Origin of the sequence: Halomicrobium katesii DSM 19301 (genome assembly GCF_000379085.1) — an archaeon.
Classification (GTDB): Archaea; Halobacteriota; Halobacteria; order Halobacteriales; family Haloarculaceae; genus Halomicrobium; species Halomicrobium katesii.
In genome coordinates, this window is record NZ_KB905379.1 from 266894 (window position 1) to 280391 (window position 13498).

General features: G+C 64.8%; 19 protein-coding genes and 1 tRNA gene. 13 read left to right on the forward strand and 7 right to left on the reverse strand.

What is annotated here, in order from left to right; genetic code table 11:
- Positions 1-84 precede the first annotated feature (84 nt).
- From HALKA_RS0116810 to HALKA_RS0116820, 3 genes are read right to left on the reverse strand one after another with little or no spacing between them, the layout of a single operon-like run.
- Complete coding sequence (locus HALKA_RS0116810; RefSeq protein WP_018259099.1) at positions 85-1029, reverse strand: carbohydrate ABC transporter permease; 945 nt, start codon at positions 1027-1029, stop codon at positions 85-87.
- The gene (locus HALKA_RS0116815) at positions 1026-2012 is read right to left on the reverse strand and encodes a carbohydrate ABC transporter permease (RefSeq protein ID WP_018259100.1); all 987 of its coding nucleotides are present in this window, start codon (positions 2010-2012) and stop codon (positions 1026-1028) included. The genes HALKA_RS0116810 and HALKA_RS0116815 overlap by 4 nt, the downstream gene beginning before the upstream one ends.
- A gap of 53 nt (positions 2013-2065) precedes the next feature.
- On the reverse strand, positions 2066-3415 hold the full coding sequence (locus HALKA_RS0116820) for an ABC transporter substrate-binding protein (RefSeq protein WP_018259101.1): 1350 nt from the start codon (positions 3413-3415) through the stop codon (positions 2066-2068).
- Between the two features lie 180 nt (positions 3416-3595).
- Between HALKA_RS0116820 and HALKA_RS0116825 the strand changes: the two genes are divergently transcribed.
- The gene (locus tag HALKA_RS0116825; protein WP_018259102.1) at positions 3596-4255 is read left to right on the forward strand and encodes a DUF4013 domain-containing protein; all 660 of its coding nucleotides are present in this window, start codon (positions 3596-3598) and stop codon (positions 4253-4255) included.
- A 124-nt stretch (positions 4256-4379) separates the two neighbouring features.
- Here HALKA_RS0116825 and HALKA_RS22205 read toward each other — a convergent pair whose 3' ends face one another.
- The 4 genes from HALKA_RS22205 to HALKA_RS0116840 all read right to left on the reverse strand — a co-directional run bounded on the left by HALKA_RS22205 (position 4380) and on the right by HALKA_RS0116840 (position 6443).
- Positions 4380-4511 carry a hypothetical protein gene (locus HALKA_RS22205; protein ID WP_018259103.1) on the reverse strand — a complete coding sequence of 44 codons (132 nt, stop codon included), beginning with the start codon at positions 4509-4511 and terminating at the stop codon, positions 4380-4382.
- A gap of 79 nt (positions 4512-4590) precedes the next feature.
- Positions 4591-5718: a PAS domain S-box protein gene (locus HALKA_RS19795; RefSeq protein ID WP_018259104.1), complete on the reverse strand. Its 1128-nt coding sequence runs from the start codon at positions 5716-5718 to the stop codon at positions 4591-4593.
- Between the two features lie 230 nt (positions 5719-5948).
- Positions 5949-6019: transfer RNA gene (locus HALKA_RS0116835), tRNA-Gly, on the reverse strand.
- Between the two features lie 115 nt (positions 6020-6134).
- Complete coding sequence (locus HALKA_RS0116840) at positions 6135-6443, reverse strand: hypothetical protein (protein WP_018259105.1); 309 nt, start codon at positions 6441-6443, stop codon at positions 6135-6137.
- Between the two features lie 239 nt (positions 6444-6682).
- Here HALKA_RS0116840 and HALKA_RS0116845 point away from each other — a divergent pair, with 239 nt between their 5' ends.
- The 12 genes from HALKA_RS0116845 to HALKA_RS0116900 all read left to right on the forward strand — a co-directional run bounded on the left by HALKA_RS0116845 (position 6683) and on the right by HALKA_RS0116900 (position 13498).
- Positions 6683-7531 (forward strand): putative RNA uridine N3 methyltransferase, encoded by an 849-nt coding sequence (locus tag HALKA_RS0116845; RefSeq protein WP_018259106.1) that lies wholly within the window; start codon positions 6683-6685, stop codon positions 7529-7531.
- Positions 7532-7534: 3 nt separating this feature from the next.
- Positions 7535-8551, forward strand: coding sequence for a 50S ribosomal protein L3 (locus HALKA_RS0116850; RefSeq protein ID WP_018259107.1), 1017 nt, complete (start codon positions 7535-7537; stop codon positions 8549-8551).
- A gap of 3 nt (positions 8552-8554) precedes the next feature.
- Positions 8555-9298 (forward strand): 50S ribosomal protein L4, encoded by a 744-nt coding sequence (gene rpl4p, locus HALKA_RS0116855; protein WP_018259108.1) that lies wholly within the window; start codon positions 8555-8557, stop codon positions 9296-9298.
- Positions 9295-9552, forward strand: a complete 258-nt coding sequence (locus HALKA_RS0116860; RefSeq protein WP_018259109.1) for a 50S ribosomal protein L23 — start codon at positions 9295-9297, stop codon at positions 9550-9552. Before rpl4p ends, HALKA_RS0116860 begins: the two co-directional genes overlap by 4 nt.
- A 2-nt stretch (positions 9553-9554) precedes the next feature.
- Positions 9555-10322 (forward strand): 50S ribosomal protein L2, encoded by a 768-nt coding sequence (locus HALKA_RS0116865; RefSeq protein WP_018259110.1) that lies wholly within the window; start codon positions 9555-9557, stop codon positions 10320-10322.
- Entirely contained in the window at positions 10319-10741 is a 423-nt protein-coding gene (locus HALKA_RS0116870) for a 30S ribosomal protein S19 (protein ID WP_018259111.1), read from the forward strand. Before HALKA_RS0116865 ends, HALKA_RS0116870 begins: the two co-directional genes overlap by 4 nt.
- A 3-nt stretch (positions 10742-10744) precedes the next feature.
- A complete protein-coding gene (locus tag HALKA_RS0116875) occupies positions 10745-11206 on the forward strand; it encodes a 50S ribosomal protein L22 (protein ID WP_018259112.1) in 462 nt (153 codons plus the stop codon).
- Positions 11206-12159, forward strand: coding sequence for a 30S ribosomal protein S3 (locus tag HALKA_RS0116880; protein ID WP_018259113.1), 954 nt, complete (start codon positions 11206-11208; stop codon positions 12157-12159). The genes HALKA_RS0116875 and HALKA_RS0116880 overlap by 1 nt, the downstream gene beginning before the upstream one ends.
- A complete protein-coding gene (gene rpmC / locus HALKA_RS0116885; RefSeq protein WP_015762791.1) occupies positions 12156-12362 on the forward strand; it encodes a 50S ribosomal protein L29 in 207 nt (68 codons plus the stop codon). Before HALKA_RS0116880 ends, rpmC begins: the two co-directional genes overlap by 4 nt.
- Positions 12363-12480: 118 nt before the next feature.
- Positions 12481-12783, forward strand: a complete 303-nt coding sequence (locus HALKA_RS0116890) for a ribonuclease P protein component 1 (RefSeq protein WP_026190395.1) — start codon at positions 12481-12483, stop codon at positions 12781-12783.
- Complete coding sequence (locus tag HALKA_RS0116895) at positions 12774-13100, forward strand: 30S ribosomal protein S17 (RefSeq protein WP_015762793.1); 327 nt, start codon at positions 12774-12776, stop codon at positions 13098-13100. Before HALKA_RS0116890 ends, HALKA_RS0116895 begins: the two co-directional genes overlap by 10 nt.
- Positions 13100-13498, forward strand: a complete 399-nt coding sequence (locus tag HALKA_RS0116900) for a 50S ribosomal protein L14 (RefSeq protein WP_018259115.1) — start codon at positions 13100-13102, stop codon at positions 13496-13498. Before HALKA_RS0116895 ends, HALKA_RS0116900 begins: the two co-directional genes overlap by 1 nt.

Consider the following 13498-nt stretch of genomic DNA (forward strand, 5'->3'; position numbering starts at 1 on the left):
CGACGGTACAGTTCTCGTGCGATACGTTTCGTCGACTGTGTGACTGATGTCGAATCATGAGTTCCTGCTGGCTGGTGCGTCTGGTCATGTCGCCACCCCTTCGGCGAACTCTTCGCCGAACATGATGTACACCGCGAGCGTCGGCAAGGCGGCGATGAACGCACCCGCCATCCGAAGCGCGAAGTCCTGTCCTTCGAGTGACTGTCCCAGGCCCGCGAGGATCAACACGATCGGTGCGGCCGTACTGGACTCGGTCTGGACCAACACGAGCGTGAACAGCAGGTCGTTCCAGATCTGGGTGAACTGATAGATCAGAACGACGGCGAACATCGGTCCCGATAGCGGGAGGACGATCCGGCGATAGACGCGCCGGATCGACGCGCCGTCGAGCCGTGCCGCTTCGATCATCTCCTCGCTCATGTTCTTGTAGTACGATCGGAACAGCACCGTACAGATCGGGAGCCCGTAGGCGACGTGTGTGACGATGAGCTCGACGACGCCGGTGTAGTCCGAGCTGATCCCGAGTGCCCACACGAAGCCGAGTGCCTCCTGCAGTGGCACCATCGACCAGAACTGCGAGAGCGGCACGAGCACGGCCTGATAGGGGATGAAGATCCCCGCGACGAACAGCGCGAGGATCGGTGCCTTGTACTTGGGCTTCCAGTTCGACTGCGTGATTCCGTAGGCTGCGAAGCTGCCCAGCAACGCGGAGATGACCGTCGCCGGCACCGCGTACAGCGCGCTGTTGACGAGCCCGCGCGCGAGCGCGTCGAACGCGGTCTGCCACTTCGCGAGCGTGAACACCTCCGGCGTCGGCGGTGCGAACGGGAGCGTTCCGCTGACGCCGGTGCTGGTCTTGAACGAGGTGACCAGTCCCGACTCGATCGGGATCAGGAAGAACGCAAGGATCGCGAGCAGCCCGAGGTACAGCGCGACGCGATAGGCGTCGATCTCTGCGAGCAGTCCCGCTGGCTGGTCCGATCCCGCCGCCGATACAGCGCCACCGTCCGTCCGTGTCTCGTCGCTCATAGGTGTCCCTCCTTGTACTGGTAGTAGAGGTACGGGCCGACGATGCTCAGTGCCATCAGGAACAGCATGATCGCGATCGCCGACGAGTACGCCCAGTTGAGGTTCGCGTACGCCTCACGGACCATCTTGGTCGCGAGGATGTCGGCCCCGTTCGGTGGTCGGTAACCGCCGACCAGCGAGTACAGGAAGTCGAAGGCCTTCAGCGCGAACACCATCAGGACGACCGAGGCGCTGATCGTCGATCCCTTCAGCTGTGGGATGATGACGCGCCAGTACATCCGCAGCGTCGACGCGCCGTCGACCTTGGCCGCCTCGTAGTGCTCGTCCGGAATCGCGCGCAACCCGGCGAGGTAGACGACCATCGCATAGCCCGCGAACTGCCACATCAGCGCGAACACGACCGCCCAGAGAACGATATTTGGGCTACCGATCCAGTCGACTCGGTCGAGGCCGACCGACGTGAGCACGATGTTGATGACGCCGTTGTTGAAGTTGTACATCCACGCCCAGAACTGGGCGGTCACCACGAACGAGAGGCTCATCGGGAGCAGGTAGATCGTCCGGAAGGTGTTCTCGAATCGGATGTTCCGATCGATCAGGATTGCGAGCCCGAGCCCGATCGCCAGCGTCACGAGCGTGAACCCGATCAGGAGCACGAACGTGTTGACCGCGGCGTCGACGAAGCCGCTGTCGCTCAGCGCTCGGGCGTACATCTCCAGGTCCAGATCGCTGTAGTCCGGCGTTCCGAACCCCTGGAAGTCCGTCAGCGAGATCATGACGTTCCAGATGATCGCGCCGTAGACGAACAGCCCCACCAGCAGGAACGGCGGGAGCCAGAACTGCGAGGACTCGACGAAGTCGCTGCCGAACCGCTCGTTCAGCTTGGTGATCGGCCCGAATCCGGTCTGTTGTTGTTCTTCGACGACCCCGCCGTCGGTGACTGCGTCGCCACTCTCCTCGGTGTCGTCGTTATGCGATGCCATGTCTCTCACCACCTGTCGAAACCGCCGAAATCCGGTCGCTCATTGGACCGGAATCAGTTGGAGACCGCGTCGATGAAGCCGCTGGTCGCCGCCTCGACGTTGTACGGTCCCGAGAACTCGCTGGAGATCACGTCGTTCAGCGTCGACATCGTCTCTGAGTCGACACCCAGACCGTGCTGGAGGTTCGGGGGCCGCTCCTCGGCGTTGGCGAAGTCCTCCTGGGTCTCCTGGAGGTACGGACCGAACGCGCTCATGTCCACGTCCGTCCGGGTCGGGATCGATCCCTTGTACTGGTTGAACGCGACCTGTGCGGCCTCGCTCCCGGCGAAGGCCATGAACGTGTCCGTCTTCTCCGGGGTCGGGTTGTTCGACGGGTAGAGGAACGAGTCGAAGTGGAGCATGTACATCCCCTCGGAGCCGGGGTACGTCTTGAAGCCCCAGTCCTCGTCGTACTCGAAGTCCTCGGCGTTGCGGAAGGCACCGGCCGCCCAGTTGCCCTGGTGGATGAAGGCGGCGTTGCCCTCGATGATGTTCTGGTTGGACTCCGTCAGACCGATCGAGGACGCGTCGTCGTTGATGTAGTTCTCGAGGATCTCGGCGACCGACTCGAAGGCCGACTGAACGGCGGCCTCGTCGGGACTGCCCTCGATGAAGTTCATGTACGGGTCGTATCCTTCCTTCCCGAGCATGGTCGACGCCCACAGCTGGGTCGTCGTCCAGGTCCCACTCATACCGTGGGTCATCGGCACCGCGTCGGTCTCGGTCGCGACCGTCTCCAGTGCGTCGATCAGGGCCGAGACGCTGGTCAGCGAATCGGGATCGACGCCCGCCTCCTCGACGACCGAGGTGTTGTAGAACAGGCAGTTCAGTCGGTGGGAACCCAGTGGCACGGCTCGGAACGCACCGTTGTACTGGTGGAGATCGACCGCTTCCTGGACCATCACGTCCTCGAAGCCCTCTTCTTCCCACACGCTGTCGGCCTCGCCCAGCACGCCCTCGTAGCGCTGGAGGTTCTTGCCGGGCCAGTTGGCGAAGGAACTCGGCGGGTTGTTGTTCTGCAGCCGATTGGCGACGACTGCGTCGAGGTTCTGGTTCCCGCCCCCACCGATGGGGTTGAACTCGTGTTCCATATCGGGGTACTCCTCTTCGAACGCCTCGACGAGTGCTTCGGCCGCCGCTGCACCGTCGCCGCCGGTCCAGCCGTGAAGCACTTCGAGTGGGTCCCCGCTGCTGTCGCCGCCGTCACTGCCGTCACTGCCGTCGGTGTTCTCACTGCCGCCGTCGCCGCCGTCGCCGCCGTCACCACCGCCGTCCCCGCTACAGCCAGCGAGGCCGATCAGTGTTGCCGCTCCTGTCGCTTCAACGAACCGCCGCCGCGAAAGTCGGTCACTATCGTCAGTCATGGTACTCCATGATAGGGAATGATCGATTGCCATATATATTTGTCCCTCTGAGCGAAACCATTCTTACCGAAATTTCCTCACTTAGTTCTGTTTACTATTGCGAACAAACTGTGTGTCGACAGCCGACCAGAACGATCGAAGACCGATGGGCATACGGCGGTCCACGCGGTGATCGTACCCATGCGCCCCTCGACGACCGCCGCAACGTACCCCATCGCTGGCGACGCGCGTGAGCGGCCGCTGCTCGCCGTGTGGCTGTCGCTCGCTCTCTCGTTCGTCGTCCCAGCCGTCCCACTGCTCCCGGTCGTCGGCTACGTCGTCCGTGTCCTGACGGCCAGCGAACGGGGTGACTCTCTTCCCCCGTTTCTCGCGGACGGTCGAACCCTCCTCCGGCAGTCCGTCGGCGGGTCGATCCTCTGTCTGTTCTTCCTCGGGCTACCCCTCGCCGCCCTGCTCGTGACGGTGTACGGCGTCGTCACGCTGGACGCCAGCGCGGGCGACCTTCCGACCGGTCGCATTCTCGCCGGTTCGACGGCGACGCTGTGTATCGGCCTGCTGGGGCTCTACTTGCTCCCGATCGCGCTGACGGTGTACGGCCAGACGGGGTCGCTCCGGCAGGCGTTCTCCATCGCCTCGTTTCGATCGATCGGCGGCCACGGCGCGTACTTCTTCGGCTGGACGCTCGGCTTCGTCGCGCTTACTGTCACGCTCGGCATCGGAGGATCGCTCCTCACGTTCTCCCGCGCCGGGCCCCTCCTCGGGGCGTTCGTCTTCGCCTACGGATTCCTCGTCGCCGCGTACCTGTGGGGGCGTGCGATCGCCCGCGCACGCCGACGCTGACCGCTGACACACGACGACAGGGTATTTCTATATAGTGAACGGCACTCCGGGCCGACAGTGTCACGGCCCCGCTCTCGGGGTCGCCCGAGGACGAGTCTGTGAACGGCGACCGCCTGTGGTCGCCTCACTCCGCGCCCTCGGTATCCGCCGGCTGGTGCAATCCGACGACGACGCGGGTCCCGCCGAACCGACTCTCTTCGACGCGGAGGTCCCCACCGGAGCTACGGACGATCCAGCGGGTCAGCCACAGTCCCATCCCGCTACTGTGTGATACGGACGGTTGTAGGAATTTACCGGTGAGCGTCTCCCCCGTGGCGACGCTCACCGGTAAGCAACTACAACTTTCCGTATGAGAGCGCGCTCTCGGTGTCCTGTGTCAGTACGTCTCGTTCGACGGCGGGGAGTCCGGGGCCGTCGTCCGCGATCGCCAGCGACACGTCGTGGGCTGGGTCCCGTGGATTCCGGGACACCTCGACGTGGACGCTGGGATCGTCGCCGTCGTTGTGCTCGACCGCGTTTTCGAGCAGGTTCTCGACCGCGTACGGGAGCAGCTCGTGACCCCTGACGACGGTCGCGGTCGGCCCCGTCGTCGTGACCGTTGCCGCCGGCCAGTCGAGTTCCAGTCGCTCTCTGTTGTCGTCCAGTATCGACGACAGCTCGAACGTGGTCCTGTCCTCCTCATCGCCACAGTCACGCAGCCGCTCGATGTGGCGTGCCGTCTCGCTGAGCTCGGTGACGTTGTCGATCCGGCGCTCGATCGCGTCGACGTGATCGCTTGCTTCGGGCACCGCCTCGGCGAGCGCTTCGAGGTGCCCCCGCATCACGGTCACGTCGTTTCGGATGTTGTGTCGCAACACTCGATTGAGCACACTGAGCCGTTGCTCGCGCGTCTTCTGCTCGGTGATGTCGGTCGTGACGAACGTCGCGCCGGTGAACTGGCCGTCGCTGGTGTACAGCGGTCCCGCCCACACTCGAACGTCCAGTATCGCGCCGTCGCTGTCGCGGTGCCGCGTTTCGACGCCGGTGAACTGTTCGCCCGCTTCGAGCCGGCGACACCACGACTCGACGGTTTCCGGCGTGTCGGCCACGGTCTGGGAGTAAGGCCGACCCACGACTTCGGACTCCGCCCAGCCGAACATCGACTCGGCACCCGCGTTCCAGAGCTGTATCGCGCCCTCGCTGTCGACGACCACGATCGCGACCGGTGCGACCTCGACGACGGAGACGAACCGACTCACCAGATATTCGATCGTCGTGGTGAGGACCTCCATCTCCTCCTCGGTGGTCAGGTGTTCCCGGAGAACAGTGACGAGGTCGACGACGAGCTGATCGACCAGCTCGTCGCGATCCGTCGAGGCGTTGGACTGGTACGTGCTCAACAAGAGCTGCTGGACCTCAGTGTAGCCCTCGGTTCCGAGGACGTTGAACAGCGCGCCGACGAGTTGCTCTGCGCTCCGACCCATTTAGGCAAGCCTAAAAAACAGTGGTGTAAAGAGGTTCCGGACAACAGTTCCCGCCGGACGGTGACAGTAGCGCTCGCGTCCGCGGGCCGCGTGCGGTGGGCACTCGCCGGCTACGCCCGTGCGACATACGAAGAGCTACTCACACTCGAAGGACGAGCTGCGATGTCTCTCTTTCGAGAGACGAGCACACGCTACGCGGTGCTCGTCGGTTTGTGTTCGCGCCAGAACAATGCGGTGGGGGGGATTTGAACCCCCGTTAGGACCGTGGCAGGGTCCTGTGATACCACTACACTACCACCGCGGGTGAGTGCATTTTGATGTGGCGGGGGTGAAGAATAAAAGGCTTCCGAATTGGAGCCATAACCGTGGGAGGGCGACCCGAACGATACCCTCACACACCGGGGTCCCGTCTCGCGTTACGGGCTCCCGCCGACGACGAGCCACTGGTAGGTGAGACTGCCGATGCCGAGCATCACTATTCCCATGATGACGGTGCCGATAGCTATCCCCAGATTGAGGACACGGTACGGCAGGGCGTGGTCGCGCTCGAAGTCCTCTCGCTCGTAGATTTTCCTGAGCCCGGCGACGCAGACGAAGACCACGACCAGCGCATTGATGACGAGAAAGTTGTCCCACATTCCCGCGATCACGAGGTTGGCGAGAATCGTGAGGCTCCCCAGCAGTGCCAACCCACCGCCGAGGAGGTAGAGTTGTCGCGTCAGCACGTGTCACAGTACCGATGGTGCCCGGATATATCCACCGTCGGAGCGTCCGTGGCGACAGCTGTCTGATCCCGCTCCAGTCCTTCCCAGTCGCATGGAACGTAGTCACGTGGAATCGCCAGGTAACGACCATCTAGGGCCGTGTGAACGCTTCTCATCGCGCGCGTGAAGCGGACTCTTTTTAAGGATGGCTGGGGGATGTATCGGCACAGTCTAGTGGCGCGACGTGGAAGCGTTCCGGTATGACGACTAGCGTACTCGTGCCGTCTTCCCTCGTCCGGGAAGCCGAGGACAGACGCGAGGCGACTCGCAAGCTGGGATACGTGGCCCGCGCGGCCGTCGTGTTCCAGGTCGATCGGCTGACGATCTTCCCCGATCCAGCGGGAGCGGGGAAGTGGGAAGACGGGTTCGTCGAAACCGTCTTGCGGTACGCCGCGACGCCGCCGTACCTCCGAAAAGAGGTCTGGGGCAAGCGGAACGAACTGGAGTACGTCGGCGTCTTACCGCCGCTCCGCGTCCGTTCACAGACCGGCTCCGGATCTGAGGGTTCGGGGTCGTTAAGACAGGGAATCGTGACCGAGGTCGGAGCTGATGGGCGCGTTCGGGTCAATTGCGGACTGCAACACCCGATCTCTCTCCCGGTACCTTCCGCGATGGAAGTGCCCGGCGAGGGGGAGCGCGTCACCGTCAGGGTCTCTTCGCGACGGCCAGTCCGCGCAAAGCTCGTCGACGAGCCCCTCACCGGGTACGTCGTCGACACCGCGGACGTGGATACGGCACTCGAACGGTCCGACGCCGGGTTCGCCATCGCCGCATCGCGGTATGGTGAGGAACTCGGCGTCGACCGGCTCGGCCAACTGGTCGAGCGCCGGGACGACGCGGGCCACATGACAGTGGCCTTCGGCGCTCCGGAGCGCGGGTTGCCAGCGATATTCGGATTGGACCCGGACGACGCCGTCCCAGACGGCACAGGTGACGACGACGCCGGGTTCGACCTTTGGCTGAATACGGTTCCAAACCAGGGAAGCGAGGTCGTGCGAACCGAAGAAGCGATGTTCGCCACCCTCGCTTCGCTGACCCTCACGGAGTAGACCATGCCACAACCAAGCAGACCACGCAAAGGCTCGCTGGGCTACGGCCCGCGTACGCGAGCGGCGAACGAAACGCCGCGCTTCAACAGCTGGCCGTCCGACGACGGCCAGGCTGGTCTCCAGGGGTTCGCCGGCTACAAGGCGGGAATGACACACGTCACTCTCGTCAACGACGAACCCAACTCCCCACGCGAGGGGATGGAAGAGACCGTCCCGGTGACGGTCGTGGAGACGCCGCCAGTGCGCGCCGTGGCAGTCCGAGCCTACGAAGACACGCCGTACGGCAAGCGTCCGCTCACGGAAGTCTGGACCGACGAGTTCCACTCGGAACTCGATCGCGCTCTGGACCTTCCCGAGGGCCACGACGCCGATGCCGCAGAGGAACAGGTACGCGACGCACTCGACGCCGGTGACATCGCGGACGTGCGCGTCGTCACGCACACGGTCCCCGACGAACTGGCCAACGTGCCGAAAAAGAAGCCCGACGTGATGGAGACGCGAGTCGGCGGTGGCTCGCTGAGCGACCGATTCGAGCACGCGCTCGAACTGGTCGACGACGGCGGCGAACACGCCATGAACGACGTGTTCCGCGCCGGTGAGTACACCGACATCGCGGCCGTCACCAAGGGGAAAGGCACCCAGGGCCCCGTCAAGCGATGGGGCGTCCAGAAGCGGAAGGGCAAGCACGCCCGCCAGGGCTGGCGACGACGGATCGGCAACCTCGGTCCGTGGAACCCCTCCCGGGTCCGCTCGACGGTGCCCCAGCAGGGCCAGACCGGCTACCACCAGCGAACCGAGCTCAACAAGCGCCTCATCGACATCGGCGACGGCGACGACGCCAGCGTCGACGGCGGCTTCGTCAACTACGGCGAGGTCGACGGGCCGTACACGCTCGTCAAGGGCTCGGTCCCCGGTCCGGACCAGCGCCTCGTGCGCTTCCGACCGGCAGTGCGTCCGAACGACCAGCCGCGCCTCGACCCAGAGGTGCGCTTCGTCTCGACGCAGTCGAATCAGGGATAACACATGCAGGCAACAATCTACGACCTGGACGGTAACGCAGGCGACGAGGTCGATCTGCCCGCGGTCTTCGAGACCACGGTCCGACCCGATCTCATCGCCAGTGCAGTGCGTGCCCAACAGGCAAACCGGAAGCAGGACTACGGGTCCGACGAGTACGCGGGACTGCGAACGCCTGCCGAGTCGTTCGGTAGCGGTCGCGGGATGGCCCACGTTCCCCGAGAGGGGGGCCAGGCACGGCGCGTCCCCCAGGCAGTCGGGGGCCGACCGGCCCACCCGCCGAAGGCCGAGAAGGACCGATCGCTGACGATCAACGACAAGGAGCGCAAGCTCGCGACGCGCTCGGCCATCGCTGCGACGGCCGACAGCGAACTCGTCGCCGAGCGCGGTCACGAGTTCGACGACGATCTCGAACTCCCGCTCGTCGTCGACGACTCCTTCGAGGACCTCCAGAAGACCCAGGCCGTCGTCGACACGCTCGAATCGCTCGGCGTTCACGCCGACATCGAGCGCGCCGACGACACGAAGATCAAGGCCGGCAAGGGCTCCGCCCGCGGGCGGAAGTACCGTCGTCCCTCCTCGATTCTATTCGTCACCAGCGAGGAGCCGTCGAAGGCGGCTCGCAACCTCGCCGGTGCCGACGTGACCAGCGCGCGCGAGGTCAACGCAGAGGACCTCGCACCGGGCACCGCGCCCGGTCGGCTCACGATCTGGACAGAGAGCGCACTCGCGGAGGTGTCCGAGCGATGACGTGGGACGTGATCAAGTATCCGCACGTGACCGAGAAGGCCATGAACGACATGGACTTCCAGAACAAGCTGCAGTTCGCCGTCGACTCCGCGGCCTCGAAGCCCGAGGTCGCCGACGCGGTCGAACAGCAGTACGACGTCACCGTCGAAGCGGTCACGACGCAGAACGCGATGGACGGCGAAAAGAAGGCCGTCGTTCGCCTCTCCGAGGACGACGACGCCCAGGAAGTCGCCTCCAGGATTGGGGTGTTCTAACGATGGGACGACGAATTCAGGGACAACGACGCGGTCGCGGGACGTCCACGTTCCGGGCTCCCTCGCACCGCTACAAGGCAGACCTGCAGCACCGTAACGTCGAAGACGGCGATGTCGTCTCCGGCACGGTCGTCGACATCGAGCACGATCCCGCCCGCTCGGCACCCGTCGCGGCCGTCGAGTTCGAGGACAGCGAGGGACAGAGTCCCTCGGGCAGCCGGACGCAGTCCGGCGACGGCGACCGACGCCTCGTGCTCGCGCCCGAGGGCGTGGGCGTCGGTGATCGGATGCAGGTGGGTGTCTCCGCGGCCATCGAGCCCGGCAACACCCTCCCGCTCGCCGAGATCCCGGAAGGGGTCCCGGTGTGCAACGTCGAGGCCAACCAGGGCGACGGCGGTCGATTCGCCCGGGCCTCCGGCGTCAGCGCACAGCTGATGACCCACGACCGCAACGTCGCGGTCGTGAAGCTCCCCTCGGGAGCTGTCAAGCGGCTCGACCCGCAGTGTCGTGCCACCATCGGCGTCGTCGCCGGTGGCGGCCGCACCGAGAAGCCGATGGTCAAAGCCGGCAACAAGCACCACAAGATGAAAGCGCGAGGGACCAAGTGGCCCAACGTCCGCGGTGTCGCGATGAACGCCGTCGATCACCCGTTCGGTGGCGGCGGCCGACAGCACCCCGGCAAGCCCAAGTCCATCTCGCGTAACGCCCCGCCGGGTCGAAAGGTCGGCGACATTTCCTCGAAGCGAACCGGTCGAGGTGGCAACGAATGAGTTCAGGATATCAGACTGGCCAGGAGGGTGACTTCACCTATCGTGGCCACACGCTCGACGAGCTGCAGGAGCTGTCGCTCGACGAGGTTGCGGAACTGCTCCCCGCTCGCCAGCGGCGAAGTATCACACGCGGTCTGACCGACGAGCAACAGAAGCTGCTCGAGGAGGCCCGCGACGCAGCGCCCGAGGAGACGGCGAACAACCCGATCCGAACCCACCTGCGGGATATGCCGATCCTGCCGGAGTTCGTCGATCTGACCTTCGCCGTCCACAACGGGCAGAGCTTCGAGCGCGTGCAGGTCGAGCCCGAGATGATCGGTCACTATCTCGGCGAGTTCCAGCTCACTCGGAAGTCGGTCGAACACGGTCAGGCCGGCATCGGGGCGACCCGCTCCTCGAAGTTCGTACCGCTCAAGTAAATCATGGGAATCAGCTACTCAGTCGACGCCGACCCGGACACGACGGCGAAAGCGATGCTCCGGGAGCGGCAGATGAGCCACAAGCACAGCAAGGCTATCGCTCGGGAGATAAAGGGCATGACGGCCGACGACGCGGTCTCGTACCTCGAAGACGTGATCGCGGAGAAGCAGTCGGTCCCGTTCAAGTCCCACAACTCGGGCGTCGGCCACCGCAACGACATCGACGGCTGGGACGCCGGTCGCTACCCCGAGAAGGCCAGCGAAGCGTTCCTCGACCTGCTGGAAAACGCAGTCGGGAACGCGGACCACCAGGGCTTCGACGGCGGGTCCATGGAGATCATGCACGTCGCCGCCCACAAGGTCGGCGAACAGCAGGGTCGCCAGCCCCGCGCGATGGGCCGGGCATCTGCCTGGAACAGTCCGCAGGTCGACGTCGAACTGATCTTAGAGGAGGTCGACGAATAATGGCAGACGAACAGCAGTTCATCGAAGACGGACTTCAGAGGACCCAGATCGACGAGTTCTTCGCAGACGAACTCGGTCGTGCCGGCTACGGCGGCATGGACGTCGCCAAGACGCCGATGGGGACCCAGATCGTGCTCGAAGCCGAGAAACCCGGTATGGTGATCGGCAAGGGTGGGAAGAACATCCGGAAGATCACTACCACACTCGAAGAGGAGTTCGGCCTCGAAGATCCGCAGGTCGACGTCCAGGAAGTCGAGGAGCCAGACCTCAACGCCCGCATCGTCGCGGACCGTCTGGGCAACGCCCTCGAACGCGGCTGGTACTTCCGCAAGGCCGGTCACACCACGATCGACCGGATCATGGAAGCAGGCGCGAAGGGCGCAGAGATCGTCCTCTCCGGAAAGGTCACGGGTGCACGCTCGCGCGTGGAGAAGTTCAACCGCGGCTACATCAAGCACAACGGTGAGCCCGCGGAGAACATCGTCGACAGCGGCGTCGGCGTCGCCGTGATGAAACTCGGTACCATCGGTGTCCGAGTGAAGATCATCCCGCCGGAAGCGGAACTCCCCGACGACTTCGAGATCTACGAAGACGTCGAGGTCGAGGACTACGTCGCCGACACCGACGGCGAGTCCGTCGAGGAACTCCTCGAAGGCGAGCCCGAAGGCGAGGACGCTGCCGCCGAGCACGGCGCGCAGGCCCCCGCCGACGAGGACGCGGACGAGGACGAACTCGTCGAAGACGTCGACGAGGAGGTCGTCGAGGAAACGACAGACGACTTCGACGAGGTCGAGACACCCTCCGACGAGGACGCCGACGTCGACATCGACGACGTCGAGGAGTCCATCGAGGAGGACCTCGACGAGGACACCGCCGAAGAGGCCGAAGAGCTGATGGACGAGATGGACGGTGCGGACTCGTCCGCAGACGGCGAGGAGGGTGACGACGAATGACCGTCATCCACGTCGAGGAGGTCCGCGACATGACGGCCGCCGAGCGCGAGTCGGAACTCGAAGACCTCAAGACGGAACTGCTCAACGCCCGCGCCGTCCAGGCGGCGGGTGGGGCACCCGAGAATCCGGGTCGCATCGGCGAGCTGCGGAAGGCCATCGCCCGGATCAAGACGATCCAGACCGAAGAAGGGGACCTCGAATGAGGTCCGACGGGTCGAAGAGCGCGGATCGACGTTCCGCGGACGGTCGCGCGGCTTCGCCGCGAGACAGCTGTCTGACCCGTGAGACGTGCGGCGTTGCGGACGAAGAGGACTCCGAATGATGCCACTGACACCCGAAACCCTCCCACGACACGAACTCGCCGGCCTCGACGTCGAGGTCGTCGCAGCGGCGAATCCCGACGCGATCGGTATCGCCGGGACCGTCGTCACCGAGACGACGAAGACGCTGGGTGTCGAGGGGACCGATCGGGTGTGGCACGTGCCGAAGGACGCGGCGACGTTCCGGTTCGACCTCCCGGCCGAGGGCGACTCCGAGTCGCAGTCGGTCCGGGTTCGCGGTTCGAACCTGGTCGCCCGCCCCGCTCGACGCACGGAAGCGACAGGTGATTCCAAATGGCGCTAGGACTGAACGTACAGGAACCGGACGAGGCCTGTGCCGACGATAACTGCCCGTTCCACGGCACACTGAGTGTCCGCGGGCAGACGATCGAAGGCGAGGTCGCGTCCACTGACATGGAGAAGACCGTCGTCGTCGAACGCGAGTACGACGTGAAGGTGCCCAAGTACGACCGGCTGATGAAGCGACGCAGCCGCGTACCGGCTCACGCACCCGACTGTCTCGACCTCGCGGTCGGCGACACGGTCACGATCGCAGAGTGTCGACCGCTCTCGAAGACGAAAAGCCACGTTGTCGTTGCAATCGAGGAGGGTGACGACTGATGGAGGCCCTGAAAGCAGACGTGACGCAGGGTCTCGAGAAGGGCTCGCTGATCACGTGTGCCGACAACACGGGCGCACGCGAGCTGCGAGTCATCAGCGTCTCGGGCTACTCCGGGACGAAGAACCGTCATCCGAAGGCCGGGATCGGTGACAAGATCACCGTCTCGGTCACGAAGGGGACGCCGGAGATGCGTCGGCAGGTGCTGGAGGCCGTCGTGGTCCGCCAGCGCAAGCCGATCCGCCGTCCGGACGGCACCCGCGTCAAGTTCGAAGACAACGCGGCCGTCATCATCAACGAGAACGAAGAACCCCAGGGCTCGGAGATCAAGGGCCCGATCGCTCGCGAGGTCGCCGAACGGTTCGGCTCCATCGCGAGCACGGCGACGATGATCGTATAG